The sequence below is a fragment of the Morganella psychrotolerans genome, assembly GCF_001676055.1.
Taxonomy (GTDB): Bacteria; Pseudomonadota; Gammaproteobacteria; order Enterobacterales; family Enterobacteriaceae; genus Morganella; species Morganella psychrotolerans_B.
In genome coordinates this window covers 125,280-151,039 of sequence record NZ_LZEX01000034.1, presented here as the reverse complement: position 1 = coordinate 151,039, position 25,760 = coordinate 125,280, and the positions used below count along the sequence as shown (strand labels likewise).

The window sequence follows — 25,760 nt, the reverse complement described above, 5'->3', positions numbered from 1 at the left end:
GCAAACAATTATAGGCTGGCGACCCGCAGGCCGCCGCATGAATCAGAGACCTGAACGGTAGTTCGGTGCTTCTTTGGTGATAGTGACGTCATGGACGTGACTTTCCTGAATCCCGGCACCACTGATACGGACAAACTCTGCTTTAGTATTCAGTTCGTGAATAGTTGCACAACCGGTCAGTCCCATGCAAGAGCGCAGGCCGCCCATTTGCTGGTGAACGATGGTTTTCAGCACACCTTTGTAGGCAACGCGGCCTTCGATACCTTCCGGCACCAGTTTGTCTGCTGCGTTATCTGTCTGGAAGTAGCGGTCTGATGACCCTTTAGACATCGCACCGAGTGATCCCATACCACGGTAGGATTTATAAGAGCGTCCCTGGTACAGTTCAACTTCGCCCGGAGATTCGTCTGTACCGGCAAGCATTGAGCCGACCATGACACAGGCCGCTCCCGCTGCCAGTGCTTTTGCGATATCACCGGAGAAACGGATCCCGCCATCGGCGATAACAGGAATACCTGTACCGGCAAGGGCTTCGACTGCATCAGAAATAGCGGTTAACTGTGGCACACCCACACCGGTTACAATACGGGTGGTACAGATTGAGCCCGGACCAATCCCGACTTTTACAGCACTGCAACCCGCGTCAGCCAACGCTTTCGCGCCTTCTGAGGTAGCAACGTTACCGCCGATGATTTCCAGGTCAGGGTATTTTGCACGGGTATCACGAATGCGCTGTAAAACGCCTTCAGAGTGACCGTGTGAAGAGTCAATCAACAGAATATCGACACCAGCGGCAACCAGCGCGTCCACGCGCTCTTCATTACCGGCACCGGCACCGACAGCAGCCCCGACACGTAAACGTCCGTGCTCATCTTTACAGGCGTTTGGTTTGCGCTCTGCTTTCTGGAAGTCTTTTACGGTGATCATGCCGAGCAGATGGAATGAATCATCTACGACCAGTGCTTTTTCAACACGACGCTCATGCATTTTCTTCAGAACCACTTCGCGGGCTTCGCCTTCACGGACGGTAACCAGGCGCTCTTTCGGGGTCATTACCGCTGTTACCGGCTGTTCCAGGTCTGTTACGAAACGCACGTCACGACCGGTGATAATACCCACCAGCTCGTTTTCGGTTGTCACGACAGGATAACCGGCAAAGCCGTTCTGTTCAGTCAGTTCTCTGACTTCGCGCAGTGTTGTGCAGGGAGTAACAGTTTGTGGCTCGGTGACCACACCACTTTCATGTTTTTTCACGCGGCGGACTTCATCAGCCTGACGCTCAATTGACATGTTTTTGTGGATAAACCCGATGCCGCCTTCCTGGGCAAGCGCAATCGCCAGACGGGCTTCCGTTACAGTGTCCATCGCCGCCGAGATCATCGGGACGTTTAAACGGATTTTTGCGGTGAGCTGTGTTGATAAGTCGGCCGTGTTTGGCAGAACCACAGAATGGGCCGGAACTAAGAGAACATCATCGAATGTTAAAGCTTCTTTTTTGATACGTAGCATGTGCAATATCTCACCAGGCAGCAGGATTAAAAGGGATAAAATATTGCCGCGGCATTATACAGGTGGTAATCGGTTGCGCCTAGCCTTTTTTTAAAAAAATGCGTTGATAATCTGTCAGAAGGCGGTAGTATCGGACGATTAAGTCATTGTTTTATTATTTGATCCGGCTCACATGTTGCTATCAGAAAACAACGCAATTTTTACCGTTACGCGCCTGAATACGACCGTACGACAGTTACTTGAACTGGAGATGGGCCGGATTTGGATCAGCGCTGAAATTTCCAATTTTTCCAGGCCCTCATCCGGTCACTGGTATTTTACGCTGAAAGACGAAAAATCCCAGGTCCGCGCCGCGATGTTCCGGGGAAATAATACCCGCGTAACCTTCGCGCCGCAAAATGGTCAGCAGGTGCTGGTGCGTGCCGCCATTACGCTGTATGAGCCGCGCGGTGATTATCAGCTGATTATTGAATCCATGCAACCGGCCGGTGAAGGTTTACTGCAACAGCAATTTGAGCAGCTCAAAGAAAAACTGAATGCCGAAGGTCTGTTCGCCGCTCACCTGAAAAAACCGCTGCCGCTTCCTGCCCGCTGTGTGGGGGTGGTGACATCCGCAACGGGTGCTGCACTGCACGATATCCTGAATATTCTGCGCCGCCGTGACCCGTCACTGCCGGTGATTATTTATCCGGCCCAGGTTCAGGGTGCGGATGCGCCGGCACAAATTGTCCGCGCAATTGAAACCGCTAACCGCCGTAATGAATGTGATGTGCTGATTGTCGGGCGCGGCGGCGGCTCGCTGGAAGACTTATGGAGTTTTAATGACGAACGGGTGGCGCGGGCGATTTTTGCCAGCCGTCTGCCGGTTATCAGTGCCGTGGGTCATGAAACAGATGTGACCATTGCCGATTTTGTCGCGGACTTACGCGCACCGACACCATCCGCAGCCGCAGAATTAGTCAGCCGTGATCAGGTGGAGCGCCTGCGGCAGATTCAGTCTGTACAACAACGGCTGGAAATGGCAATGGATTACTTTATTGCCAAAAAGCAGCGGACATTCAGCCAGTTACATCACCGTCTGCAACAGCAGCATCCGCAACTGCGCCTGGCACGGCAGCAACAGTTAATTCAGGGATTACAGCAGCGGTTGATTCAGGCCGGACAGCGTGCGGTAATACAGAAAACCCGTCAGCTGACCATGCTGGATCAACGCCTGATGCGCCGTGATCCGCGCCCGCAGTTACAGCAGCAACAGCGGCATGTGCAGCAGTTACAGTACCGGCTCGCATCTGCTATGCGCCAACAGATAAGTCAGCAACGTGAACGCTTTGCGCGGCTCTGTTCAACACTTGAAGGTGTCAGCCCGCTGGCAACACTCAGCCGGGGTTTCAGTATCAGCCAGACTGACAACGGCGAAGTGCTGAACAAAACCCGTCAGGTGAAAGTCGGACAAAAAATCACGACGTTGTTACAGGACGGGCAGATAGAGAGTGAAATTATCGCGGTACACAAAAAAGCGGCTCCCCGTAAACGCAAAGCCGCAGAATAAAGCGAACTGGCTTTGTGACGCCGTCACTTAAAGGTGACGGTGTCACAAATATATTTGCCGGTATTATTTTATATCGGCGGCCTGCTCATCCAGCATCAGCAGGAACACATACCCGAGCGCAATGTCCCATAAGTAATTGAAACGCCCTGATTTCCCGCCGTGTCCTGCCTCCATATCCGTATAAAGCAGCAACAGATTATCATCTGTTTTCAGCTCTCTCAGTTTTGCCACCCATTTTGCCGGCTCCCAGTACTGAACCTGAGAATCATGCAAACCGGATGTGACCAGCAGGTTCGGATAGGCTTTAGCCTCCAGGTTGTCATACGGGCTGTATGCGCGGATATCGCGGTATGCTGACTCACTTTCCGGATTGCCCCACTCATCATATTCACCGGTCGTCAGCGGAATGGACGGATCAGACATCGTCGTCAGCGCATCCACAAACGGAACCTGTGTAACCACGCCGCGATACAGCTCCGGCGCCTGATTAATCACCGCGCCCATCAATAACCCGCCCGCGCTGCCGCCGGTGGCATAGATGCGATTAGCAGCACCGAAACGCTGCGTAATCAATTCACGGGTGACATCAACAAAATCATTAAAGCTGTTGATTTTGTTTTGCATTTTTCCGGCATTATACCAGCGCTTACCCAGCTCGCCGCCGCCACGGATATGCGCCTGCGCATAAACAAACCCGCGATCCAGCAAGCTCAGACGGTTAGCATCAAAATCCGGGTCCATACTTGAGCCATATGCGCCATAACCTTCAATCAGCAGCGGATTATTTCCCGGCTGATAATGATCCTTATGCCACACCAGGGAAACCGGCACCTGTACACCATCACGGGCGGTTATCCAGATACGCTCACTGTGATAATCATCCCGCTGAAAACCATTAACCTGCGTCTGTTTAAGCAACGTCCGTTCGCCGGTATCCATATTCAGCTCATAAACCGTCGCCGGTGTGGTCATCGAAGTATAACCATAGCGCAGCATGATGCTGTCCGGCTCCGGATTCAGCCCGAGCCACGCACAATAGGCCGCATCATCAAACGCAACCTGCTTTTCTTCCCCGCTGTGACGATGAATCAGCCGGATATGCGGCAGCGCGGCAGTGCGCTCCTGCAACACCAGCCAGTCACGGAACAATGTGAAATCTTCCAGATCGGTGTCCGGCTGCGGGGCAATCACGGTCTCCCACGGTTGTTCCGGGGACGGCGTCTGATACAGGCCAAACAGCTCACTTTCATGATCGGCGCGGATATAAAACTGCCCGTCAAGATGATCAATATGATACTCGCGCCCGTCCTGACGCGGCGAAAAGCACACAACCGGTTGCAGTGGTTCGCGGGCATTAATCAGATGCGCCTCAGATGTGACCGGGCTGTGGCAGCCGATAATAATCCAGTCACGGGAGGAAGAGAGAGCTAACCCGGTATAAAACCGATCGTCTTCTTCGCGGTAAATCAGTTCATCTTGCGCGGTATCTGTTGCAAATTGGTGGCGATATACTTCAAACGGCAGCAAAGTCTGCGGATCCTGCTTAACATAAAACAGTGTATCGGCGTCTGCCGACCATACCAGGTCATCGGCGATCCCTGTAATAACAGACTCCTGCCAGGCTTCCTCTGTCAGGTTTTTATACGAAACCACATATTCGCGCCGCCCCAGTTTATCTTCTGCTATCGCTATCCGACGGTTATCCTCACTGATCGCCAGTGATACCAGCTCATAATAGGTCAGCCCCTGCGCGCGTTCATTGCCATCCACCAGCAATTCCCAGTCTTCATCTGTTACGCGGCGGCGTTCATACAGCGGATACTCTTTGCCCGCATCAAATCGGGTGCGGTAAACATAACCGTTGTAAATATAAGGCGCGGATTCATCTGCCTGCGGCATACGGGCAACCATTTCCTGATACAGCTCGTCGCGCAGCGGGTCGCACGCCTTCAGTTTCTCATGCGTGTATTGATTTTCATCAGTAAGATACTGTATTACTTTTTTATTTTTACGTTTGTCGTCGCGCAGCCAATAATAATTATCTGTTCTGGTCTCGCCGTGCGCCGTAAGTTGAACGGGCTTCTGCATTGCTTTCGGGGCCTGCATACGTGATCCTTATTTGTACAGCGTTCGCTGTCAGGTCAAAAAATTATCAAAAAACATTATCTGTTCCGGTATTATGATAATAATATTTTCAATCGTTTTATTTCTTACTTATTCATCCCGGCTCTACAGCCGCTCAGAGAGGTTAAAATGAAACAATACCGTGTTGCCGTTGTTGTCGGTTCCCTGCGTGAACAGAGTTACAACCGCCGGCTGGCTCAGGCGCTGGTGACGCTTTTCCCCGCCCATATTCAGTGTGAGTTTATCAGTATCGGCTCACTTCCTCTTTATAATCAGGATGCTGACCCACATCCCTCTCCGGTGGTCAGTGCGTTTAAACAGCAGATTGAACCGGCAGATGGTGTTATTTTTGTGACCGCAGAATATAACCGATCTATTCCGGGCGTGCTGAAAAATGCACTGGATCAGGGCTCCCGCCCGTGGGGGCAAAACAGTTGGGACAACAAACCCGCCGGTGTTATCGGCACCTCTCCGGGTGCGATGGGTACCGCGATGGCACAACAGCATCTGCGCAATGTGCTGGCATTTCTTAACATGCCGACACTCAATCAACCGGAAATGTACCTGCAATGGCACGATGATATGATCGATGCAAACGGCCGGTTCAATGAAAAAACCGGTACGTTTGTGCAGAAATGGGTAGATGCATACACCGCATTCCTGGCACAGCATGGTTAATATCCCCGGCGGATGCTTTCCCGGACAGCACTACAGAAATGTCAGCTGCTGTCCGGTATTAAAATTTTTTGCCTTCAGTGCCTTGCGCCCTCTGCTCCCGGTACAGTGACACCCGAACACCTGCGTTTCCGGGTCAATCGCCTGTTGTGCCCGGCGCAGCGCAGCCGGAGTGGCGCGGCGCAGGTGCAACCCGCCGACCACCGCCTGAACCGGCGCATTATCCGTCAGTTTCCGGGCGTGCTGTATTACTGACTCAATCCCCGCGTGGCTGCATCCGGTAATAATCACAATACCGTCATCCCCCCGCCAGATAAGAAAGCTGTCATCGCGCACATAGTCGGCCTCACCGCTGTTTAACAGCACACCATAACGGCGTATCACGGCCCGCTGTGTAATTTCACCGGCAAACAGGAAGCGGGACGATATGGCGTGTGGTTTTTCCGCCAGCACAAACTGATACTGCGCCCGCAATGTCTCTTCGCAAAACGGCGGGGAAAGCCGCTTAAATTTCAGCGGATATCCGCCAAGCCAGAGTGCGGCACGGCGCGGTTCAAAAATATGCGGATGCGCAATAACCGTCAGCGGCGACGGCAGATGGTGCCGGGCAGTCCGGGTGAGTCCGCCGAAATGGTCGTAATGTCCGTGAGACAACACCACCGCATCAATCTCTGCCAGAGAAATCCCCAGCGCCTGCGCATTGCGGATATAGGTATCATCCGCACTGGTATCAAACAACAGTGATGTTTCTCCGTCATCAAGCAGTAAACTCAACCCGGCGTGAGCGTCCAGGCGGGCATCTGTACTGGTATTTTCCAGCAAAGCAGTAATGCGTAACATAGTAGTCCTATATACCCAACGTCATTCAGGATGCAGGCTGGCGTAGCGCGGCCAAAGCATCTGCAGTTTGAATGAATAAGGGTATTCTGCCGTCAGCCATATAACACGATGTTTTGCACTATAACGTATCTGTATTTCCCCGTGGAGAGCGGAATATTTTATAATTCAGTAAATCTTAATAAAGCCGCATGACCCGGAGGCCAATTTATTAAATAATAGCCATCCGACACGGATTTTTCAGGAGTCCCTTATGGGAATAATTACCGCTTTTGCAAAAAGCACCGATAACAGCCAACTTTTACGTCTTTTGCATCAGCAGATAGAAGAACAGGATGTGCCGGTTGCACGCCACGATGACCTGGATAGCCAGCTTACCGATCTTGCCGTGTATATGAATAATGACGAGTATCCTGCCCTTACCCGCCGTCGCCGCCGGGTCAATATTCTGACCGGTATATTAGCGCTGCCGGTATTATTTTATACTTTGTTACTTTTTTCTCAGAAAATTATTAACTGGTTTTCTCCGGATATTGATATCAGTTATCTGGCGCTGACCATTCTTGATCTCAGTCTTACCTATATCTGGGCCATTTTTATATATGCATTTATTCTTTTCGGCACCATTTTTTACTGTTATATCCTGCAGAAACAAACAGAAAAATATGCAGGTTATTTAATTGATGATTTTATTAACCGGATCTCCGGTTATTAATTTTTTATTAAGGCTATATTAAGTCATGTTGCCACTATAATGTGTTTGCGCTGTCACAGTACCTGACAGTGTTATACTAAAATCCGCTTATACAAAGAGAGATTCAACGTGCACATTCTGTTAGTCGAAGATGATTTACAATTAGGTAAAGCGCTGTGCCGGGGGCTGGAGCTCGCCGGGTTCCGTGTATGCTGGTTGCGTTTGCTGAGTGATGCCCGTAAGCGGCTGACTGAACAGCATTTTGACCTGATGTTACTGGACCTGGGACTGCCGGATGGTGATGGCTTTGATTCTCTTGTCGAATGGCGTAACAGCGGAGAACAGATCCCGATTATTATTATGACTGCCCGCAACCAGCGGGATCATCTGGTCAATTCGCTGGACTCCGGTGCCGATGATTTTATTTCCAAACCGGTTGAACTGCCTGAATTAATTTCCCGCGTAAAAGCCGTGTCACGGCGGATTGCCGGATTCTCTTCTCAGTTATGGAAGGTGGATAATATTACCTTAAACCCGATGAATCATCAGGTCAGCATGAATGAGGAATTATTATTACTGTCCGGCAAAGAGTACCAGCTGTTATACGAATTAATGCGTAATACCGGTAATGTTGTCAGAAAACAGGAGCTGGAACAGCGGTTATTCGGATTGGATGACCGGATTGAAAGTAATTCGCTGGAAGTTCATATTCATAATTTACGCCGGAAAATAGGCAAAGAAAAGATTATTACTGTCCGCGGCATCGGCTATTTGTTAAAAAAGGACAGCGAATAAGTGAAAGTCCGCTCAATCTTTGTTTATACTGTTTTTCTCCAGACGGTTTGTATGCTTTTACTGTGGGGCGTCTGGATTGTCTGGTTAAAATACGCCTATTTACCTGATGTTAGTGAAGATTTCAACACTCAACAGATGGTTATCGCCCGGGGTATCTCTGATACGCTCAAAGATACACCGACCGACTCGGCTAACTTTCTGCAAATTGCCTCAGCGCTTGAAAGCATGTACACCAACGCGATGCGCAGTGGCCTGGAAGACGAAAGCTACGATCCGTTAATTGCCATACTCGGCAGTAAGGGCGAAATTCTCTACAGCAATAAACCCGATATTAATATCCCGCTGAAACCAAACGGTGTCGTTCGTTTTAGTGAAGAGGGTGAAACCTGGTATCTGGCTTATAATACCGATACTGCCGTAAACCGGACGGCGGTTGTCGGAGAATCCGCAACAGACCGCCACATGCTGATAGGCGATCCGGCTTCCGGCACCGCTGTTCCCCTGCTGTTTATCCTCGGCACCATGCTGGCATCGACTATTATTACCACCTATCTCAGTATGCGTCCGCTGCGGGAAACCACACAAAGTCTTGCCGCCCGCAATCCCGGTAATCTGACGCCTATCAGCATGAAGCATCAGTACAATGAGCTGCGTCCGGTTCTCCGGGCAATTAACCAGTTAATGCAGCGGGTCGATGCCGGTAATTTACGGGAAAAACAATTTATGGCAGATGCCGCTCATGAATTGCGCACCCCTATTGCGGCTGTTCTGGCGCAAATCCACCTGTTAAAACAGATTGATGACCCGGCAGAGCGCAATGAAATCACCGCCGACATGGAAATCAGCCTTGACCGTGCCGTTTCTCTTTCCCGTCAGCTGATTGATCTGGCGCGGCTGGAAACAGAAGACTATCCGCTGAAAATGGAAGAGATCGACCTGAGCCGGGAACTGAGCCACACCATTGCCATGATGGTGCCTTATGCGCTGCGCAAAAATATTGAACTGGCGTTTGATGGCCCGCAGGTTTGCCTTGTTACAACAGATAAGCAGGCGCTTTTCTCCATAATTAACAACATCCTGAATAATGCGGTTAAATATTGCCCGCCGGGAAGTCTGGTCGAAACCACACTGGAAAGTGGTCATGCGGATGAAATACGGATTATCATCCGGGATAACGGCGACGGCATCAGTGAACAGTATCGTCCCCGCCTGTTTTCACGTTTTTTCCGCGTTCCGGGAGGTTGTGAAACCGGCAGCGGGCTCGGGCTGGCAATCGCGCAGAATCTGGCAGGAAAAATTGGCGGGTATTTGTCTGTCACAGACGGATTGCAACAGCGCGGGATCGGGTTTGTTATCCATATTTCTGCGCACGGAGTCTCTGCCCTTACCGGGGACAGAAGTACGTTTACAACAGATGATGACAACTCAGGCACGTAGAAAAATCGGTTATCTGTATGCTGTGCCGCGCTCCCTGTTACCGGCTTGCACCGGTAACAGGGGAAATCCTCACCACAATGACAGCAGATAACGCAACAGCGCAGTGACAACCGCGGCGGCCAGAACAATCAGCAGAAAGGGTTTTTTATACCATGTCAGAAGCCCTGCAACGGTCACACCGGCAATCTTAGGCCAGTCTGACAGTTCCTGCCCGCTGAAAATAGTCATGGTCACGGCTACCGAAAACAAAATGACAATCGCCCCCATCGACAGCAGGTTTTTCACGTGCGATGACACAGAAAAGCGTCCGCTGAGCAGCGCACCGGATGCGCGCATAACATAGGTTCCGACGGCCAGCAGCGCAATGCCGGTCAATATTGATAATGTATCCGGCATTATGCTCTCCCCAGACTGACAACCAGCCCCAGCAGTGATAACAGCACCGGGATACCCGGCGGTAAGAATGGTGTGGCTGCCAGTGCTATCACCGCACCCAACAGCGCCGCCCGGCGGGTTTTTGCCTCACGCAGAGCGGGCAGACAAAGTGCAAGAATGATGGCCGGGAACATCGCATCCAGCCCCAGCGCTTTGGTATCAACAATAAATGTGCCGAGAAACTCACCGATAATCGTCCCCAGCGGCCAGCACAGAAAAATCCCCAGACCGCACAACCAGAACGCGGCTTTTTGCTTATCCTTCTCTTTTTCAGCCATGCCGAACACCACACTCTCATCATTAAGAATATGAAAGCCTAGAAGTTTTTTAGCGCCCTTGCCGGTAAGATCATGAACCGCCATACTGAACGGTACATGGCGCGCATTGACCAGAAGTCCTGCCAGTGCGGCAGAAACAGGGCTGCCACCGGCTGCCACCACACCGATAAACAGAAATTCAGATGCCCCGGCAAGCACAATTATTGAGAGCGTCAGCGGTACCCAGAGCGGAAATCCGTTAGCGTGTGCCAGTGCACCATAGGACACGCCGACGATTAAATCCGCCACACACACCAAAACAATATTGCGGATCATGGCATTATCAAGTGGAAGAGCAAGTTTCATTGCGGTAGACTTATAAAATGAACGATATGTCCATTATGTCGAACGCTTTAAATTACGCAAGTGTTAATTCCGGGTTATAGCCAACGTCATTCAGGATGCAGGCAGGCGACAAGCTCCGACCGACTGGGAGCATACACAAGTATGTGACCCGGCGGGCTGAGTGCCGCCAACGAACCTGCAGGTTGAATGAATAAGGCTATTTCCTGTTAATCAAAGAGAGTGAATATTATGGATCCATCTGCCTCTCCACCCCTTGAGATTATGGCGGCGACCCTGACACAGGAGCGCCAGCGCCAGGGTCGCTCAATTGCCGATATTGCACGTAGTGCAGGTATTGCAAAATCCACATTGTCACAGCTGGAATCTGCTCAGGGAAATCCGGGAATTGAGACATTATGGGCACTTTGTGTTGCGCTGAATATTCCGTTTGCCAGTCTGTTTGAGACACCGAAAAGCCGTGTAACTGTGCTGCGGCGCGGCGAAGGAATACAGGTCAGTGCGGAAAATGCGTATTATCATGCGTTTTTGCTCTCATCTGCCTCATCGGTCAACCGCCGTGATCTCTACACCATTACCGCTCAGCCGGGCAAAGATCGCGTGTCCGAGCCACACATGGCTCAGGTAACAGAACATATCCTGCTGATGACCGGCAGCGCCGTTGTCGGCACTCTTGACGAACCCGCCACCCTGCGGCCCGGTGATTATATTTCCTATCCCGGCGATGTTCCGCATATCTTTAAAGCGCTTGAGCCGGACACCACTGCGGTGATGATTATTGAGCATTGATACACATCCTGAATTCATAAAATCAGGTTTATCGCAAATAATGTTAAATTACGCTATATTTTTCAGGTATATTCCGCATCCGGCGTCATATTGTACTTTGACGTTATGATTTCACTTTATGGACTTACCAAGGAGAAAACATGCTTGATTTTAATCGTCAGAATTTAATGCAGATGACCGCTGATGCCCTGAAAAAACAGCGGGGCTATTTATGGATTATCGCCATACTGTTTCTTATCGGCGGCGTGGCATGCCTTATGAATCCGCTGATATCCGGGGTAACGCTCAGCTATATTATCGGCGGCCTGCTCCTGATAAACGGTATTTCTATGCTGTTTATGACACTCAGCAGCCGGATTTACAGCGGCGGCAGTAAAGTTTTTTCGATTCTTGTCGCCATTGCTTATCTTCTGCTTGGCTATGTCTTCCTGACCGATCCGCTGCAAGGCATGATGAGCCTCGCTATTTTACTGGCTATTTTGTTTATTGCCGGCGGGATCCTGCGCCTGGGTGCGGGCCTGCGCCAGTTTTCGCAGCCGCGCGGCTGGTTAAACCTGGTTATCGGCCTGCTGGATCTCTTTATTGCCTATCTTCTGGTCGGTAATGGACCGCTTGTCTCTGTCACGCTGATTGCCACTCTGGTGGGTATTGAGCTGCTGTTCAGTTCATTCGGTCTGATTGCGATTGCCTCCATGCTGAAAAAGAGCCGTTAATCTCCTGATTGATTTTTAGTACATACCGGAGGGCGTGACTGAGACAGCCTGTTTCATGCCCCCGGTTCTGCCATTCTCCGCAATTCCATCTGCGGGTACATCAGACACCAACGGGCTTTGATATGCGCAGCATCGCCACACATTTTGCTGTCCGTGAATCAGAATCAGAACGCGGAACCGGGCTGGCGTAAAAACTCATGTTCTTCCGGGGTGGACTTTCGCCCCAGCATCTCATTACGGTGCGGATAACGGCCGAAGCGGTCGATGATCGCTTTGTGCTGCCGCTCGTAATCTTCAGTATTCTCATCCAGACCTTTAAACAAAATAACCGCCTGCTTATGGATCAATGCTGATTCTGAATGCATATACGGCATCAGCACAAATTTCCGCTGAACAGGAGGTAATTGCAGATAATCCGGTGTTTTTACGGCTTCCTGCGCCAGCACAAGAGCCATCAGATCCTGTGAAAAAGCCTGTGCTTTATCGCGGAAAATATTACGTGAAAATTGGTCAAGAACAATAATTTCAGCAAGACGCCCGCCGATATGTTCACGCCAGCCAAAACACTCTCCGGCGGCAGCCTGCTCCCATACTGTCAGGAACCGGGAACGGATCTGTTCATCAAACTGTGCATCTTTTTTAAACCACTGTGCAGGTGTGATTTCATTGAACCAGAAATTCAGAATATCCTGTGCTTCCATTTTCATACTCCATGTCGTGCCGGATGTGAGGATCTCTCCCTTTGCCCGGAGGTGATATCGCGGTATGCTGGCAAATTCATTATTAGTTTAACGTATATCCCCTTATTCATTCAAACTGCAGGTTCGCGGGCTGCATCCTGAATGACGCCGGGTACACATTATCAATGTCTTTATCACAGGTTGATATTTATGGGGAAGTTTTCCGCACACACTGCTACCTTTTACGGCATTCTGGCTATCTTGTTCTGGAGCACGATTGTTGCTTTAATCAAACGGGTGAGTGAGGATTTCGGCCCGACATTCGGTGCGGCACTGATTTATACCCTGGGCTCAGTGATGTTGCTGCTCGTTATGGGGCTTCCTGCCATCCGTAAATATCCGCGAAAATACCTCATCTGGGGTACAGCGTTATTTGTCAGCTATGAATTGTGCTTTATCCTGGCACTGGGCTTTTCGCAGAACCGCCAGCAGGCGATTGAGCTGGGAATGGTTAATTACCTGTGGCCTTCACTAACAGTCGGGCTGGCAGTGATTATGGGCGGGCAGCGTCTGCGGCTGCTGCTTATCGCCGGACTGGTGCTTGCCGTGCTGGGAATCAGCCGGGTGATCGGCGGTGACAGCGGGCTATCCCTTTCCTCCGTGATGGACAATGTCGCACTCAATCCGCTGAGCTACGGATTGGCATTTGCCGGGGCCATTATCTGGGCATTTTACAGTAATTTGTCACGCAAACTGGCTGACGGCAATAATGGTATTACCCTGTTTTTTATCCTCACCGCACTGGGGCTGTGGGTACTGAGCGCTTTTGACGGCATCACCATACCCGCTGATATCTCCGTCTCCACCCTCGGTTTTCTGGTTGCCGCTGCCGCGCTCACCTGTGCGGCTAATTCCCTCTGGACTATCGCTGTTTTACGCGGAAATGTAGCCCTTATCGGCACACTTTCTTATTTTACACCGGTACTCTCTACCGCGTTTTCATCTCTGTTACTCAGCACCGCCCTCTCTTTCGCTTTCTGGCAGGGTGTACTGATGGTCACAGGCGGCTCCCTGCTCTGCTGGCTCGCTACCCGTCGGCCGTAGAGTGTGGTAAATTATCAATATGCAATAATTAGCGTCGTTATTATGGAATACTATGGCTAAAGTATTAAAACATAAACTGGTAGGGTTATTCCTTCAGCTTTATACCCGCCGCCGTGACTTCTCACACTCACTCATTGAATTTAAAAAACTTAAAACCTTAGATTTCAAAAATATCGTTATCTACTCAACGACAGCGCTGGGGGATTTTTTAATGAACACCCCGGCGATACATGAAATCAGGATTCGCTTCCCTGATGCGCGGATAACTGTGGTATCAGGACATAAAATGGCTGATTACATTCGTACCGGTATCGGTAAAGATTGGGATCATGTGGTGCCCTGGAACAGCAAGGTAAATACAGTACCCAAACTGGTCAGAGACCTGAAAATGCAAGGTACACCTGACCTGGTTCTTATTATGCATTCTCATGATCCTTATGATTATATGAGCGCTGTTATGACCGGAGCCCCTTTTGTTTTCCGCTGTAATAACCTGTCAACCCCTTATATGGACCGCTGGCTGACAAATTATCTCACCGCATTTCATGGTCATTCTATTCAGGCCCGCCTGGATCTTATTTCACCGCTGGGCTGCCAATTCACTGAAACCAGTGTTGAGATGCGTGTTCCCTGTGATGTCACAAAAACAGCATCTGATTGCCTGCGGGTTGGTTTTCAGATGGGTGCATCAAGTGAAGAGCGCCGCTGGCCGGTTCATTATTTTGTGCAGGTTGCACTGGCGTTGTTTGCCCATGATAAAAAATTAACAGTCGTATTATTCGGCGCACCCGGTGAAACACAGTTGGGTGAACAATTTTTAGCCCGCCTGCCAACACAATTTCACCACCGAACCGAATCATTAATCGGAAAAACGTCTGTGGCTGAACTGACACAAGCCGTCAATAACATTGATGCGCTGGTTACCGGTGATACCGGCACAATGCATATTGCCCTGGCATTAAAAGTACCGACGGTCAGCTTGTTTGTCAGTGCAAATCCCTATTACACCGGACCTTATCAAAACCTTGAAATACATCAGGTTATCTCCGGGTTTGCCTGCCCGCTGCTGATGGCTCAGGGTGACCACGAAATGTCAGCGATTAAGGCAGAGCCGGTTATTAATGCCACGATTAAAGCGCTTACCAAATAAATACAAAAAATATCGGACTTCAGCCATCTTCGTTTTTTATTTTATGAAGTCCGTTATTTTTGTTTGAAATTCAGACAAATTAACTTCCCGCCCCGATAATATTGCATATGCCGGATAACAGCGCACAAATGTTTCTGCGCTTTATCTGATTTACAGTATATTGCGTATCATAAAATGAGTAATACTCTGTTTTTAATAAACAATACGTAATTACCCGAGCTATCCCGGATACAAAAATAAAGTAAACTGGCAAAAAAGGAGGATGTATGTCAGATAATTCAACAAAGCCAAAGATGACGCAGGAAGAAGAAGACGAGATCGAATCACTGGCTAAAAGTCTTGTGCAGCGGGATAAACTGAAACTGCTTAAAATTGATAAAGAAATTGAACAGCAGCGCCCTGAACGGTTACGGGCCTGGTTTAAAGAGCGCCTGAAATATCACCGCGACGCCGCAAAAAAATAATTAGTTACTGCTGCAATCTCTCCGGTACCAAATGTCCCGGAGGGATCGACTATATTATTTTGCCAGCTCAATAATTTCTTTTGCTGTTTTTCCCTGTAATTTTTCTTTCATCGCGGCCATCATTTTTGCTTCATCGCCACCTGATGCAAAAGCAGCCTGAAAACCAATTTTGGTAATAGCCCCTTTCAATTCACGCGCATCTTCAGGTGAAAGATCTTTTTCCATTGTTGTAATTGATTCTTTTGCTGTTTCCTGTGTACTCATATCCAGCGTGGCTTCACCACATCCTGCCAGGACAAAAGAAAGTGCAATAACCGCCAATATTTTTTTTCATTTTTCACCTCATTAATAAAATCTGCGGTATTTTACATCGGTAAATAAATAAAACCACGATTATTCAATTATTTGTGCATAAATTATTTATACTGTAGTCTCATAAATACCCGCCACAGAACAAAAACAGGACACATCAGCGGGCGGAGTCGCTGATATTTATCTGTTATTGTAAATCAACTGTGATTCAGTGCTGAGGCGGATATAATGCCACAGGTAAAAACCTACCGGAAAAATTATGTTTAATGAGCGCGTTGTTGACGATATTCTTGGCTGGATAGAAAGTAATCTGGAATCAGATCTCTCATTAGAGGCCGTGGCACAGAAAGCCGGTTATTCAAAATGGCATTTTCAGCGTTTGTTTAAACAACAAACCGGCTACACCCTGGCATGTTATGTCCGGGCCCGCCGCTTGTCCTGTGCGGCAATTGCCTTGCGATTACTGCCACTCAACCTGATGCACTTATCATTAAAATACCGGTTCGATTCGCAACAAACATTTTGTCGTGCCTTTAAACAGCATTTTGGTATTACACCATCCGGTTACCGGAAGAAACATGGCTGGCACCCCGGTGGTTTTGTTCTGCCAAAACGTTATGTTGATAAACTGCACTCATCACTGGAAATAACGATGCTGCCGCAAACGATATTAACCGGTACATCACATATATATCAGGCGGCATCTGATACCTGGAATCTGAATACGCCCGTATTACGCCAGCAATACTGGTCATTATTTTTACAGCGGCTTCCTGTTTTGCCTGATGTTGTATACGCAACACATGGTGTGAATAAATCAGCCGGTGATACATTTTCAATGTGTTATACCACAATGGCAGAAACTCACTGGTTGACAAATACAACACCACAGGACACTGTTTATGAACCTGCCCGTGTACATTACCTGAAGATAATATTTTCCGGTGATTTTTCAGATATTGATTTTCAGGATATTATCTATGATATCTACAATAACGTTATGTCTGAAATGAGTATTATCCGACATCCCGACCACCCGGATATTGAAGAATACCTGTTAACAGATAAAAAATCTGAAAATGCCCGTGCAGAACTCAAATCCATGATCCACACACTGCACTATTATATTCCGGTAATATCGGATAACCCGGCAAGATAATATTATTTATTATCCGCCAGTGACACACCTTCACGGTTATCCTGTGATGATACATTATGTTCAGCGTTCTCCTGCCGCTCACTATATGTATCATTAAATCCAAGAATAAAGGTAAACAGCACAAATCCATATACCATTTTTCTGCCGGACGGTATTTTCCGGCTTAAAAAAATATAGATACTCAGTGAGACTATCATAACCAAACCAGTCAGATATACGTAGTTTTCCATAACACAGCCCTTCCTTTGTCATAATGAACGTACTTTATCTTATTCATCCGGCTATTATTCTGATCACTGCCTGATAATAACAAAATTCGGAATTACCCATTTATACCCTTATTCATTCAAACCGCAGGTTCGTTGGCCGCGTGAAACCAGCCGGGTCACATAGTTTACCTATGCTCACCGTCTGGTTTCACTTACCGCCTGCCTGCAACTTGAATGACGTTGGGTATATATCCGCCCTGTCTTTTGTCCGGGATCGGGTTATTATAAATTAAGGTATCTGCTGATTTCACGGAGGATAAGGATGACATCACATGCAGAGCACATTGCTGTCGCACATATTCAGTGTGACGCAGAAGAGGAACTTCTGCCCCTGTTAAAAGAACTGACAGATAAACAGATGCTGGGCGGCTGGCGGCTGCGCAAACATGAAATAATGCCTTCTCCGCCGGCATCTCCCTGGTATCTGCTGAAAGATAATGCGCAACTTTCACTGCTGCCGACTCATCATTTTGCCGCAGTAACCACCAGCGACTCCGGATTATCCGGTGAGCGAGCCATTACTGAACATAATGCAAAGGTAGAGAATCTGTATAATGCGATAAACTCAACTTACAGTATTTTATATTGCCACTTATCATTTAAAACAGCAGTAACCTGAATCAGGTAAAACATCGGTGATCATTGCGGTGTTTTCACGTATTTTCCCGATTATTCTGATACTGATGTATGCGAAACAGAACTATGTTGTCATACGCCTTTTGTTCAGGAGTTTATAATATGAATACGAATATCAAAAGAGTAAGCACGGTGGTTTTATCTGCCGTTCTGTTGCTTGCTGTTGCCGGCTGTTCCAATATGTCGAAACGGGACAGGCATACCGCAATTGGTGCGGGTGTCGGTGCTGTTGGTGGCGCTATCTTAACTGATGGCAGTGCATTGGGTACTGTTGGTGGTGCGGCAATCGGCGGACTTATCGGCCGCCAGACGGGGAAAAAATAATTTACCGGAGCCGGCATCACGCCGGCTCCCTGCCTTACAGGGCTTTTGTATAACGGTAATGTCCCGTTATTTTCCAGTCAAACAGCACATCCTCACTGACCTGCCCGCCGCCAATATTATGCATAACCAGCGGTCGCCCGCTGAGCAGCGATTTTTTATCAATCACAATACCGATATGCGGGCGTCCGTTATCCAGTTGCCAGGTTACAATATCACCGGGAACATAGTCTGCGGCCTGCTGTGTAACAGGTTTGCTCTCTCCTTTACGGCTGAAAAAAACAGCCAGATTAGGTACCCGCCGGTGATCGATATTGGTATCAGTCCGGGTTAATCCCCACAATTTTTTGCTCGGATAAAGAGAGAAATTTGCTTTCATATCCTCATGGACTTCCCGTTGCAGATCAATACCGATTTTCCGGTAACTGCGGATCACCACATCTGAACAAACGCCCCTGCGGGGTGATACATCACCACCGGGATACGGAATTTTTTCATAGGCAGCATCATAAAGTACCAGACTATCCAACTGCTGAGCTGCCCGGCTCAATTTATCCGCACTATGGGCAGCCGGTACAATAACGGACAACAACATGCCAAATAATACCCCCGTCACACGTCTGCGCATTAATATGACTCCTGTTCAGTTGCCGGAGGAAATTAAAACATACCCTCGCTTACCCATAAATAACGCAGTAATCCTGCACCTTCGTGTGACTCTAACTGCAAAACACTCTGGTAAAGCGCTGATTTTATTTCACAGGTCAATATAGCGTCTTTTTCTGTGATATCCCCGTCTTTTTCATCAATCAGATCGCCATAAGTGTGACGGAGCCTGAGAAAAATCCCGATATATAATGCATCTGTCTCTGCCGCAGATAATCCCGAAACCGGTTTTTGTACCATAAATGGTTTTATCTGTACCAGCGAAATGTATATTTCGGGGTTTTCAGGATAGATGCCACGAAAACAAAGCCCGCCGCTCGGATCATCAGCCAGCGTTTGATTAAACAGTGCCAGACGGTTATCCGCGTATTGCATGACAGCTTCATCCGGTAGCCTGCTTAATATAGCGGCCCGGTCAGTCACTGTTTGTGAACTGAGTACCCGGAAAAATTCATCAGCCGATTCTGCTGACAAAAAGTTAATTCTGCTGCTGTCCGGGTTTTTACCTTCTGCCACCTGCTTAATAAAAGCGGGAAAAAACAGAACAATAAAAAATAAGACAGAGGCAAAAAAATGACAGGATATATTTTTATTTATTAACATATGGCCGGATTCATTCTAATACCAATTTTTCCTGGCCCGCTTTTTCAGCCCACACATTGTATTCTCTGACCAGAGACATAACTTCGTTATTAGAATCTTTCATTTCCCGCATATGTGCCTGGAGCCTTTTCAAATCCCCGGGGTAATCACGCTGGATCTCCTGCGCTTTTATACGCAAACGCTGCATTTCTTTATTTCTTTTTTCCAACGCGGCCAATAGCTTATCTTTAATTATATTGCACTGTGAGATGGCCTCATAATTCAATTCTGAGTAATCCGGCATATCGTGGTTATCAGTCATAACGTATCGTCCCTATCTGAAATAAACTGAATCATGATTATAGCGCTTTACCGGTGGCGTTGTTCCCGTCGCTTACAGTCCGGAAAGTAATGATGAACAACCGTTTATCCACTCTGATATTCCCATTACCAGTGACACTTACTTACCTTATCGGATGTAAATATTCTTTATAAGAAGAAAAATCTCAGTCGGCGTAATACTCACATTATATTCATAACACTATATTTTATATGACATTCACTGCCAGATGATATCAGATAAAATGCATTATAATAGGTGATATTTTTGTCTGTGACGGATTCAGACTATTTTCAGATAATACCGAAATCTGATCTGTTATTCCCTGTACTCTGCCCCGGGATTAATCACACCAACACAATTAACTGATTGGCGCACAGTCTGTTTTTTTTACACAATACCGGTAAATGCTTACCGATGCTCTTATGATATTAACGTATCATTTTGTCGCGACAAGAATATTACTTTTTCTTAACATTATAATTCAGGTGAAATTACCTGATACAGGCCACGCCCCATTGTTATTAACGTTATTTAACTTATTTGCAACCGGTAAATAGTTATTATTACCCGCAGGGCTAATACGTAGCAGACAGCAGCTATTTTAATGTTTCAGCAGCTAATCATGAACAAGAAAAGATACTCGAATTTTATAAATACTTAAATGGTTTTTAATTCAATATACAGCATAATACTTCGTATATTACCGATACACTAAAATTAAACCCCACACCTATTGATCTTCTATACGATTATTTTAAAATATAAAAAATAGGAAGTATCTGTAAACCTCCTGTTTGTTGAAAAATCAGGAATTGTCTGCTGCATATGTTAATTTCAGATTACAGAAAACGACAACTGCATAAAAATGATAATTATATAAATAAAAAGAGTTTTTTCCATTAAGGTAAATCCGTGTCAAAAACAATTAAATCTTTAGGTTTAGCCGTGATGTTATGTGCATCCGCTACTACTTTTGCCAGTACGATTACATCAGAGAAAGTTAGTGCAAATATGAATGTTTATCTCACTGTACTAAAAGCCTGCACGGTTTCTGTCAGTGATATGAATTTCGGCAGCCAGTTCAGTAATGCCGGGGAACAAACCACGGATGCTACCGCCTCCGTGACCTGTACCCAGGGAACTAACTATAAATTAACAGCAGATGCTGCAGATGAGTACATGCTGGAAGACAATAGCGGTAATAAAGTCTCTTACGCTTTATATACCGACCAGGCAGGCAAAATTCCGATGACAACCGGAACAGCAGAAACCGGTACCGGCTCTGCCCAACAAGTAAAAATCTACGGTAAAATTGCAGCAAATACACTGAAACAGGCTCCGGCTGGTGTTTATAAAGATACGGTTTCTATTTTAGTTGATTATTGATCACACAAAACGCAAGGAGTCTTTATGACTCCTTTTCACCTTATACCGGCTTATTTTATGTTTAAATCAATATGTAAAAGATTGAAGATATCTCTTACCCTTGCTTTATTGATCTCTTTATCTGCTGATGCGGCAACGTTGCAGGTTTACCCTGTCAATATCGATTTTTCACAAGAAGAGAAAGTTAAAGCCGTTTATGTTTCTAACGCCGGCAGTACCGCTATTAATGCTCAGATCCGGATATTCCTCTGGGAACAACAAAACGATAAGAATAAACTTTCGGAAACAAAAAATATTATTGTCAGTCCGCCGATTACGGATATTCCGCCCGGACAACAACAGTTAATCCGTATCATTATTCCGGGTCCGAAAACAGCAGGAACGGAACAGTCGTACCGCCTTGTAATTGATGAATTACCGGGAAATGACGCACCGAAAAGTGACGGTGCGGTCAATTTTTTACTTCGTTATTCATTGCCTGTATTTATTAGTACACCTGAAGAATCTCTTGATAATCATAAAATTGAGATCCGTATTAATCGCCACACACAACCGGCAACACTTCAGGTTCGTAATAGTAATGCCCAACACATAAAATTAAGTGATGTTGCGATTATCAATAACGGAAAAGAACAGATTATAAATAAAGGCTTGCTGGGATACGTGCTGGCAAACAGTCAGATGCAATGGCCTATACCGGGCAACCTGCCATCCGGACAGACACTGAAAGTGACTATTAATGAACATTCAGAACCTCAGAATTTCGTCATTCATTCTGATTAGCGCTGCTTTATATACAGCAGGTGCATTCGCTGCATCTGCAACAGAACTACTTTATCTTGATGTTTCAGTTAATAAACGGGAAATACCTGATTTGGTTCCCGTAAAAAAAGAAGGTGATATTTTTTGGCTGTCAGAGGAAGAGAGCCAGTCTCTGAACTTAGACACTGAAACATTATTCAAACAAGATGGCTGGATAAAACTAACGCCACAACCCGGATTGACATTTAATTATGACCCGCTGACTCAATCCCTTTCTATCACAGCTGAAAGCAACCGGCTTACCGGACATCAAAATAAATCCTCTGCGGAACAGGGTTTTTTACTGAAAGAGGATCAGATAGCGCCGGCAATTAAAGGCGGGGTTATTAACTATGACCTGTTTGCCAGTCAGGATAAATACACGGACAGCGCCAGTGCTTATACTGAACTGCGGGCATTTGGTTATGGTCAGGGAAATTTTTCATCATCATTTAATACCCGCATTTCCCGCACAAATGACATAACAGATAATACCTTTACCCGGCTGATGACATCCTGGACATACAGTAATGTTGATTCTTTAAATGTACTGACTCTCGGAGACAGTATTACCGGCGGACAATCCGGAACAAACAGAGTCCGGTTCGGTGGTATCCGGTTTTCACATAATTATACAGTTCAGCCTAATTTTAATACTGCATCACAGCCTATTTACAGCAGCACTGCCGTATTACCCTCGACAGTTGATTTATATATCGGAGGTATGAAAAATAGCACACAACGGATTGAACCCGGCCAATTCACATTAAATACCGCTCCCTATTTCTCCGGTGCAGGTAATGCACAGCTTGTCATTACCGACATTAACGGACAGCAACAAAGAATTGACTTATCTCTTTATAATACTAATCAATTATTATCCCCGGGGCTGTATACCTGGGATATCAGTACCGGCTGGCTGCGTGATGATTACAGTGACCGCTCCTTCAGTTACAACCCCCGGTTAATGGTTGTCGGTGACGGACGCTACGGATTAAATAATAAAATCACACTCTCCGCACACAGCGAAGTAAACAGTTCACTTCAGAATACAGGAGCCGGTTATCACTGGCTTATCTCACCTGACCTTGGCGTATTCCGGGTTGATGCCGGATTAAGCCGGTACCGGAATAATAACGGGTCACAATGGGGAGCCGGTTGGCAATGGAATAATCCCCAGTTCAATATATCGGCAGATCACCAGCAATTCAGCGGTAATTATGCTGATATCTCGGTAATGGCAGGCAATACACTACCGAAAACATCTGACAGTATATTTATCAGCCAGGCATTTGACAGCATAGGAACACTCGGCAGCGGATGGGTAACCAGACAATACCAATCTGCAAAAGTCCAATATGCGAATATATCCTGGACACGGACATGGGATAATTCATTTACATTATCAGTCAATGCAACAAAAGAACTGGCAAATCAGAATGATCATGCCTTATATTTTATGCTTAATGTTCCTTTATCTTCTGAACATTATGTATCACTTCAGACCAGCTATGAAGATCATCGTGTTAACCAGCAAATTCAATACCAGAAAAGTCTGGTGCCGGACAAAACCGGTTGGGGATGGGGAATGTCATCCCGGGCAGGTCATAATAATAATCTTCATGCCGATATCAGCCGCCGTAATGAGATAAATGAATGGCAGCTTGGCTATAATCGCAGCAACAACGAGAACAGCTGGTTTGCCGGCAGTAACGGAGCCATCGGTCTTCTGGATGGTCAATTTTATTTTATGCGGACGCTGGGAAATGCATTCGCAATTGCAGATACATCCGGAATACCGGAAATCCCGGTCTATCTGCAAAATGTTGAGGTAGGAAAAACAGATGAAAACGGATTTTTACTGCTTAATGACCTGTACGGCTATGAACCACAAAAAATAAGAATTAATGCTTTGTCACTTCCTGCCGATTATCGTATCAGAGACACTGAAAAAAGCGTGATATTAAGAGATGGCAGCGGAACCAGAGTAACCTTTAATCTATACCAAACACGGGCATTGCTGCTGAAATTAACACAAAAAAGCGGGCAACCGATACCCTTTGCAGCAAAAGTAACAACTGAAGATAAAACACAAAAAACAATTGTCGGGTATGACAGCCGGATTTACCTGGAAACATGGACACCCGGAGAAACAGTCAATGTCGCCTGGCCGGAAGGCCAATGCCATATTCAGATACCGGACATAAAACAGAGCACAGCAGCTGTTACTGAGGAAAATGCGATATGCTTGTAAATAATAAATATTTGATTTTCATTGGCCTGTTTTCTTTATCTTCGGCTGCATTTGCAAGCAGTAATTGCTGGAACGGAAGCGGCACCGCATTTAATTTTGGTAGCAGTACCCAGGGGCAGGCTAATTCAACAACCGGAAGAATTATTTTCACCTGTAATAACTATGAAAGCTCGACACGGTATATCCGCGCCTGCCTGCGTTTACAGGATGAGGCACCGTTAGCCATGCGGACAAACAGCTATCCGGTAAATGCGCTTTATTTTAATCTTTATCCGCTTAATGATCAGAGTGTTCCGTTGAGTCGTTCGACACAACAATACGCACAAATTGATTATGTTCTCCCGACAGCATCCACTAAAGAAGCCTATTTTAATCTGTCAGCAAAAATAATGCCGAACCAGACATCACTGGTGGCAGCGTCTTATTACAACTATGGGTTTTCTACTGTAATTAAGTTTATGGCAGCAGAAAAACAGGCACAATTACCCAATTGCAGCGCAATGCCGGAAACAAATTTACGGACCGTTCAGTCATCTGCCAGCACAGAAATAAGACAAGGATGCCAGATAGACAGTGTCAGTGATATGAATTTCGGCACATTGTCACCGGTCAGCGGAAAAAAATTATCATCCAAAACAACAGCCAAAATTACAGCCAGGTGCCCTGTTAACACATCGTTTTATCTGGGATTAGGCCCGGGATTGCATTATAAAGATAACAGCCGGCAGCTTTGTAACCAGGGGAATTGTGTCAGCTATCAGCTTTATCAGGACGCGGCAAATTCAGCACCATGGGGTGATACTATTCATACCAATACAGTAAGTATGGTGTCTGACAATGGAAACAGCCAGAGTGTCACAGTGCATGGTGCTATTCCGCCGCAGGACTGGCCGGTATCAGGGAATTATACTGATACTGTCGTGGTGACGCTGTTTTATTGAACATGATTTTCGGAATATAAAAAACAGCCGGGGAGATCCGCACTCGTGTTGCTGACCGGTCAGAATAACTGCCTGTGCCTGCATTTGTGATTACTCTGTCTTTATAATACGGTGTTTTTTTACACAGACTCATCAGTAATAAACTCAAAAATATACATCTGAAAACCTGATAATCACAGTCGGGTCAAAGGGCATCGGAAGCATCAGTGAAAATAAAACAATTAAGTAAATCATATATCAACCTCTCCATGTTATTTTTAATTACTACACTCAATTTACTCACCGGATGCCACAACCACCGGGACTCAGGTGATGAGATACTTCAAATAATATCCGGTAACTCTCAGACATTTTGTCGATAAACCGGACTATGCTGCAGTCCCGTGTTATGACCTTAATTTTTCGACTGCATGGCATTTACGGTAGACACAGTAATATTATTCATAACACCCGATTCTGGTACCATATAGAAAAAGCCGAGGTGTTGATATGGGAGTATATACTCTTTGGATATT

General features: G+C 46.7%; 28 protein-coding genes. 17 read left to right on the top strand and 11 right to left on the bottom strand.

Annotated elements, in window-relative coordinates; translation table 11 throughout:
- Nucleotides 1-42 precede the first annotated feature (42 nt).
- Entirely contained in the window at nucleotides 43-1,509 is a 1,467-nt protein-coding gene (guaB, locus tag AYY17_RS14560) for an IMP dehydrogenase (RefSeq protein ID WP_067424682.1), read from the bottom strand.
- A gap of 172 nt (nucleotides 1,510-1,681) precedes the next feature.
- Here guaB and xseA point away from each other — a divergent pair, with 172 nt between their 5' ends.
- The gene (xseA, locus tag AYY17_RS14555; RefSeq protein ID WP_067424681.1) at nucleotides 1,682-3,058 is read left to right on the top strand and encodes an exodeoxyribonuclease VII large subunit; all 1,377 of its coding nucleotides are present in this window, start codon (nucleotides 1,682-1,684) and stop codon (nucleotides 3,056-3,058) included.
- Nucleotides 3,059-3,121: 63 nt separating this feature from the next.
- Here xseA and AYY17_RS14550 read toward each other — a convergent pair whose 3' ends face one another.
- Nucleotides 3,122-5,164: a S9 family peptidase gene (locus AYY17_RS14550; protein ID WP_067424678.1), complete on the bottom strand. Its 2,043-nt coding sequence runs from the start codon at nucleotides 5,162-5,164 to the stop codon at nucleotides 3,122-3,124.
- A 147-nt stretch (nucleotides 5,165-5,311) separates the two neighbouring features.
- Here AYY17_RS14550 and AYY17_RS14545 point away from each other — a divergent pair, with 147 nt between their 5' ends.
- Nucleotides 5,312-5,860 (top strand): NADPH-dependent FMN reductase, encoded by a 549-nt coding sequence (locus AYY17_RS14545; RefSeq protein WP_067424676.1) that lies wholly within the window; start codon nucleotides 5,312-5,314, stop codon nucleotides 5,858-5,860.
- A gap of 30 nt (nucleotides 5,861-5,890) precedes the next feature.
- Here AYY17_RS14545 and AYY17_RS14540 read toward each other — a convergent pair whose 3' ends face one another.
- Nucleotides 5,891-6,697, bottom strand: a complete 807-nt coding sequence (locus tag AYY17_RS14540) for an MBL fold metallo-hydrolase (protein ID WP_067424674.1) — start codon at nucleotides 6,695-6,697, stop codon at nucleotides 5,891-5,893.
- Between the two features lie 250 nt (nucleotides 6,698-6,947).
- Between AYY17_RS14540 and AYY17_RS14535 the strand changes: the two genes are divergently transcribed.
- The 3 genes from AYY17_RS14535 (at nucleotide 6,948) to AYY17_RS14525 (ending at nucleotide 9,620) form a co-directional block, all read left to right on the top strand.
- Nucleotides 6,948-7,409: a DUF6097 family protein gene (locus AYY17_RS14535; protein WP_067424672.1), complete on the top strand. Its 462-nt coding sequence runs from the start codon at nucleotides 6,948-6,950 to the stop codon at nucleotides 7,407-7,409.
- 108 nt (nucleotides 7,410-7,517) lie between these two features.
- Nucleotides 7,518-8,183 (top strand): response regulator, encoded by a 666-nt coding sequence (locus AYY17_RS14530; protein ID WP_067424671.1) that lies wholly within the window; start codon nucleotides 7,518-7,520, stop codon nucleotides 8,181-8,183.
- Nucleotides 8,184-8,234: 51 nt separating this feature from the next.
- The gene (locus AYY17_RS14525; RefSeq protein WP_082981423.1) at nucleotides 8,235-9,620 is read left to right on the top strand and encodes an ATP-binding protein; all 1,386 of its coding nucleotides are present in this window, start codon (nucleotides 8,235-8,237) and stop codon (nucleotides 9,618-9,620) included.
- Between the two features lie 69 nt (nucleotides 9,621-9,689).
- On the opposite strand, the gene AYY17_RS14520 is transcribed toward AYY17_RS14525, so the two are convergent.
- Nucleotides 9,690-10,016, bottom strand: coding sequence for an AzlD domain-containing protein (locus AYY17_RS14520; RefSeq protein WP_067406516.1), 327 nt, complete (start codon nucleotides 10,014-10,016; stop codon nucleotides 9,690-9,692).
- Nucleotides 10,016-10,678: an AzlC family ABC transporter permease gene (locus AYY17_RS14515; protein ID WP_067424669.1), complete on the bottom strand. Its 663-nt coding sequence runs from the start codon at nucleotides 10,676-10,678 to the stop codon at nucleotides 10,016-10,018. Before AYY17_RS14515 ends, AYY17_RS14520 begins: the two co-directional genes overlap by 1 nt.
- Nucleotides 10,679-10,906: 228 nt before the next feature.
- On the opposite strand from AYY17_RS14515, the gene AYY17_RS14510 reads away from it, so the two are divergent.
- Complete coding sequence (locus tag AYY17_RS14510; RefSeq protein WP_067424667.1) at nucleotides 10,907-11,464, top strand: helix-turn-helix domain-containing protein; 558 nt, start codon at nucleotides 10,907-10,909, stop codon at nucleotides 11,462-11,464.
- Nucleotides 11,465-11,604: 140 nt separating this feature from the next.
- Complete coding sequence (locus AYY17_RS14505) at nucleotides 11,605-12,177, top strand: HdeD family acid-resistance protein (protein WP_067424666.1); 573 nt, start codon at nucleotides 11,605-11,607, stop codon at nucleotides 12,175-12,177.
- 164 nt (nucleotides 12,178-12,341) lie between these two features.
- Here the strand turns inward: AYY17_RS14505 and AYY17_RS14500 are convergent, their stop codons facing one another.
- Entirely contained in the window at nucleotides 12,342-12,878 is a 537-nt protein-coding gene (locus tag AYY17_RS14500) for a DUF924 family protein (RefSeq protein ID WP_067425098.1), read from the bottom strand.
- A 189-nt stretch (nucleotides 12,879-13,067) separates the two neighbouring features.
- Here AYY17_RS14500 and yddG point away from each other — a divergent pair, with 189 nt between their 5' ends.
- The 3 genes from yddG (at nucleotide 13,068) to AYY17_RS14485 (ending at nucleotide 15,575) form a co-directional block, all read left to right on the top strand.
- Nucleotides 13,068-13,961 carry an aromatic amino acid DMT transporter YddG gene (gene yddG, locus AYY17_RS14495; RefSeq protein WP_067424664.1) on the top strand — a complete coding sequence of 298 codons (894 nt, stop codon included), beginning with the start codon at nucleotides 13,068-13,070 and terminating at the stop codon, nucleotides 13,959-13,961.
- Between the two features lie 52 nt (nucleotides 13,962-14,013).
- Nucleotides 14,014-15,111 (top strand): glycosyltransferase family 9 protein, encoded by a 1,098-nt coding sequence (locus AYY17_RS14490; protein ID WP_067424662.1) that lies wholly within the window; start codon nucleotides 14,014-14,016, stop codon nucleotides 15,109-15,111.
- Between the two features lie 266 nt (nucleotides 15,112-15,377).
- The gene (locus tag AYY17_RS14485; RefSeq protein WP_067424660.1) at nucleotides 15,378-15,575 is read left to right on the top strand and encodes a hypothetical protein; all 198 of its coding nucleotides are present in this window, start codon (nucleotides 15,378-15,380) and stop codon (nucleotides 15,573-15,575) included.
- A 54-nt stretch (nucleotides 15,576-15,629) separates the two neighbouring features.
- On the opposite strand, the gene AYY17_RS14480 is transcribed toward AYY17_RS14485, so the two are convergent.
- Nucleotides 15,630-15,896, bottom strand: coding sequence for a DUF6694 family lipoprotein (locus AYY17_RS14480; RefSeq protein ID WP_235845400.1), 267 nt, complete (start codon nucleotides 15,894-15,896; stop codon nucleotides 15,630-15,632).
- Nucleotides 15,897-16,146: 250 nt separating this feature from the next.
- On the opposite strand from AYY17_RS14480, the gene AYY17_RS14475 reads away from it, so the two are divergent.
- Nucleotides 16,147-17,046: a helix-turn-helix domain-containing protein gene (locus tag AYY17_RS14475; RefSeq protein WP_067424657.1), complete on the top strand. Its 900-nt coding sequence runs from the start codon at nucleotides 16,147-16,149 to the stop codon at nucleotides 17,044-17,046.
- A 2-nt stretch (nucleotides 17,047-17,048) separates the two neighbouring features.
- Here the strand turns inward: AYY17_RS14475 and AYY17_RS14470 are convergent, their stop codons facing one another.
- Nucleotides 17,049-17,276, bottom strand: coding sequence for a hypothetical protein (locus tag AYY17_RS14470; protein WP_067424654.1), 228 nt, complete (start codon nucleotides 17,274-17,276; stop codon nucleotides 17,049-17,051).
- Nucleotides 17,277-17,577: 301 nt separating this feature from the next.
- Between AYY17_RS14470 and AYY17_RS22385 the strand changes: the two genes are divergently transcribed.
- Together AYY17_RS22385 and osmB are read left to right on the top strand one after the other, a co-directional pair.
- Nucleotides 17,578-17,934 (top strand): hypothetical protein, encoded by a 357-nt coding sequence (locus tag AYY17_RS22385; protein ID WP_235845399.1) that lies wholly within the window; start codon nucleotides 17,578-17,580, stop codon nucleotides 17,932-17,934.
- A 119-nt stretch (nucleotides 17,935-18,053) separates the two neighbouring features.
- Nucleotides 18,054-18,275 carry an osmotically-inducible lipoprotein OsmB gene (gene osmB, locus AYY17_RS14460; protein ID WP_067406550.1) on the top strand — a complete coding sequence of 74 codons (222 nt, stop codon included), beginning with the start codon at nucleotides 18,054-18,056 and terminating at the stop codon, nucleotides 18,273-18,275.
- A 34-nt stretch (nucleotides 18,276-18,309) separates the two neighbouring features.
- Here osmB and AYY17_RS14455 read toward each other — a convergent pair whose 3' ends face one another.
- The 3 genes from AYY17_RS14455 to AYY17_RS14445 form a co-directional block, all read right to left on the bottom strand.
- Nucleotides 18,310-18,900 (bottom strand): DUF1287 domain-containing protein, encoded by a 591-nt coding sequence (locus tag AYY17_RS14455; RefSeq protein WP_067424653.1) that lies wholly within the window; start codon nucleotides 18,898-18,900, stop codon nucleotides 18,310-18,312.
- 32 nt (nucleotides 18,901-18,932) lie between these two features.
- Nucleotides 18,933-19,454, bottom strand: a complete 522-nt coding sequence (locus tag AYY17_RS14450) for a hypothetical protein (protein WP_235845398.1) — start codon at nucleotides 19,452-19,454, stop codon at nucleotides 18,933-18,935.
- Between the two features lie 97 nt (nucleotides 19,455-19,551).
- On the bottom strand, nucleotides 19,552-19,842 hold the full coding sequence (locus AYY17_RS14445; protein ID WP_067406552.1) for a YidC/Oxa1 family membrane protein insertase: 291 nt from the start codon (nucleotides 19,840-19,842) through the stop codon (nucleotides 19,552-19,554).
- Between the two features lie 933 nt (nucleotides 19,843-20,775).
- On the opposite strand from AYY17_RS14445, the gene AYY17_RS14440 reads away from it, so the two are divergent.
- Genes AYY17_RS14440 through AYY17_RS14425 form a run of 4 tightly spaced genes read left to right on the top strand, consistent with a single transcriptional unit; the run spans nucleotide 20,776 to nucleotide 25,245 of the window.
- Complete coding sequence (locus AYY17_RS14440) at nucleotides 20,776-21,249, top strand: Csu type fimbrial protein (protein ID WP_082981409.1); 474 nt, start codon at nucleotides 20,776-20,778, stop codon at nucleotides 21,247-21,249.
- Nucleotides 21,250-21,306: 57 nt separating this feature from the next.
- A complete protein-coding gene (locus AYY17_RS14435; protein ID WP_067425085.1) occupies nucleotides 21,307-22,032 on the top strand; it encodes a fimbrial biogenesis chaperone in 726 nt (241 codons plus the stop codon).
- Nucleotides 21,989-24,304, top strand: coding sequence for a fimbria/pilus outer membrane usher protein (locus AYY17_RS14430; protein ID WP_067424651.1), 2,316 nt, complete (start codon nucleotides 21,989-21,991; stop codon nucleotides 24,302-24,304). The genes AYY17_RS14435 and AYY17_RS14430 overlap by 44 nt, the downstream gene beginning before the upstream one ends.
- On the top strand, nucleotides 24,295-25,245 hold the full coding sequence (locus tag AYY17_RS14425) for a Csu type fimbrial protein (RefSeq protein WP_067424649.1): 951 nt from the start codon (nucleotides 24,295-24,297) through the stop codon (nucleotides 25,243-25,245). Before AYY17_RS14430 ends, AYY17_RS14425 begins: the two co-directional genes overlap by 10 nt.
- Nucleotides 25,246-25,760 lie beyond the last annotated feature (515 nt).

What these genes read in the sequence shown, in the direction of transcription:
- xseA (WP_067424681.1), top strand. Translation starts at nt 1,682, where the DNA reads ATGTTGCTATCAGAAAACAACGCAATTTTTACCGTTACGCGCCTGAAT.
- AYY17_RS14425 (WP_067424649.1), top strand. Translation starts at nt 24,295, where the DNA reads ATGCTTGTAAATAATAAATATTTGATTTTCATTGGCCTGTTTTCTTTA.
- AYY17_RS14550 (WP_067424678.1), bottom strand. Translation starts at nt 5,164, where the DNA reads ATGCAGGCCCCGAAAGCAATGCAGAAGCCCGTTCAACTTACGGCGCAC.
- AYY17_RS14540 (WP_067424674.1), bottom strand. Translation starts at nt 6,697, where the DNA reads ATGTTACGCATTACTGCTTTGCTGGAAAATACCAGTACAGATGCCCGC.
- AYY17_RS14515 (WP_067424669.1), bottom strand. Translation starts at nt 10,678, where the DNA reads ATGAAACTTGCTCTTCCACTTGATAATGCCATGATCCGCAATATTGTT.
- AYY17_RS14490 (WP_067424662.1), top strand. Translation starts at nt 14,014, where the DNA reads ATGGCTAAAGTATTAAAACATAAACTGGTAGGGTTATTCCTTCAGCTT.
- AYY17_RS14545 (WP_067424676.1), top strand. Translation starts at nt 5,312, where the DNA reads ATGAAACAATACCGTGTTGCCGTTGTTGTCGGTTCCCTGCGTGAACAG.
- AYY17_RS14445 (WP_067406552.1), bottom strand. Translation starts at nt 19,842, where the DNA reads ATGACTGATAACCACGATATGCCGGATTACTCAGAATTGAATTATGAG.
- osmB (WP_067406550.1), top strand. Translation starts at nt 18,054, where the DNA reads ATGAATACGAATATCAAAAGAGTAAGCACGGTGGTTTTATCTGCCGTT.
- AYY17_RS14485 (WP_067424660.1), top strand. Translation starts at nt 15,378, where the DNA reads ATGTCAGATAATTCAACAAAGCCAAAGATGACGCAGGAAGAAGAAGAC.
- AYY17_RS14430 (WP_067424651.1), top strand. Translation starts at nt 21,989, where the DNA reads ATGAACATTCAGAACCTCAGAATTTCGTCATTCATTCTGATTAGCGCT.
- yddG (WP_067424664.1), top strand. Translation starts at nt 13,068, where the DNA reads ATGGGGAAGTTTTCCGCACACACTGCTACCTTTTACGGCATTCTGGCT.
- AYY17_RS22385 (WP_235845399.1), top strand. Translation starts at nt 17,578, where the DNA reads ATGACATCACATGCAGAGCACATTGCTGTCGCACATATTCAGTGTGAC.
- AYY17_RS14525 (WP_082981423.1), top strand. Translation starts at nt 8,235, where the DNA reads ATGCTTTTACTGTGGGGCGTCTGGATTGTCTGGTTAAAATACGCCTAT.
- AYY17_RS14435 (WP_067425085.1), top strand. Translation starts at nt 21,307, where the DNA reads ATGTTTAAATCAATATGTAAAAGATTGAAGATATCTCTTACCCTTGCT.
- guaB (WP_067424682.1), bottom strand. Translation starts at nt 1,509, where the DNA reads ATGCTACGTATCAAAAAAGAAGCTTTAACATTCGATGATGTTCTCTTA.
- AYY17_RS14520 (WP_067406516.1), bottom strand. Translation starts at nt 10,016, where the DNA reads ATGCCGGATACATTATCAATATTGACCGGCATTGCGCTGCTGGCCGTC.
- AYY17_RS14475 (WP_067424657.1), top strand. Translation starts at nt 16,147, where the DNA reads ATGTTTAATGAGCGCGTTGTTGACGATATTCTTGGCTGGATAGAAAGT.
- AYY17_RS14470 (WP_067424654.1), bottom strand. Translation starts at nt 17,276, where the DNA reads ATGGAAAACTACGTATATCTGACTGGTTTGGTTATGATAGTCTCACTG.
- AYY17_RS14535 (WP_067424672.1), top strand. Translation starts at nt 6,948, where the DNA reads ATGGGAATAATTACCGCTTTTGCAAAAAGCACCGATAACAGCCAACTT.
- AYY17_RS14500 (WP_067425098.1), bottom strand. Translation starts at nt 12,878, where the DNA reads ATGGAAGCACAGGATATTCTGAATTTCTGGTTCAATGAAATCACACCT.
- AYY17_RS14505 (WP_067424666.1), top strand. Translation starts at nt 11,605, where the DNA reads ATGCTTGATTTTAATCGTCAGAATTTAATGCAGATGACCGCTGATGCC.
- AYY17_RS14510 (WP_067424667.1), top strand. Translation starts at nt 10,907, where the DNA reads ATGGATCCATCTGCCTCTCCACCCCTTGAGATTATGGCGGCGACCCTG.
- AYY17_RS14455 (WP_067424653.1), bottom strand. Translation starts at nt 18,900, where the DNA reads ATGCGCAGACGTGTGACGGGGGTATTATTTGGCATGTTGTTGTCCGTT.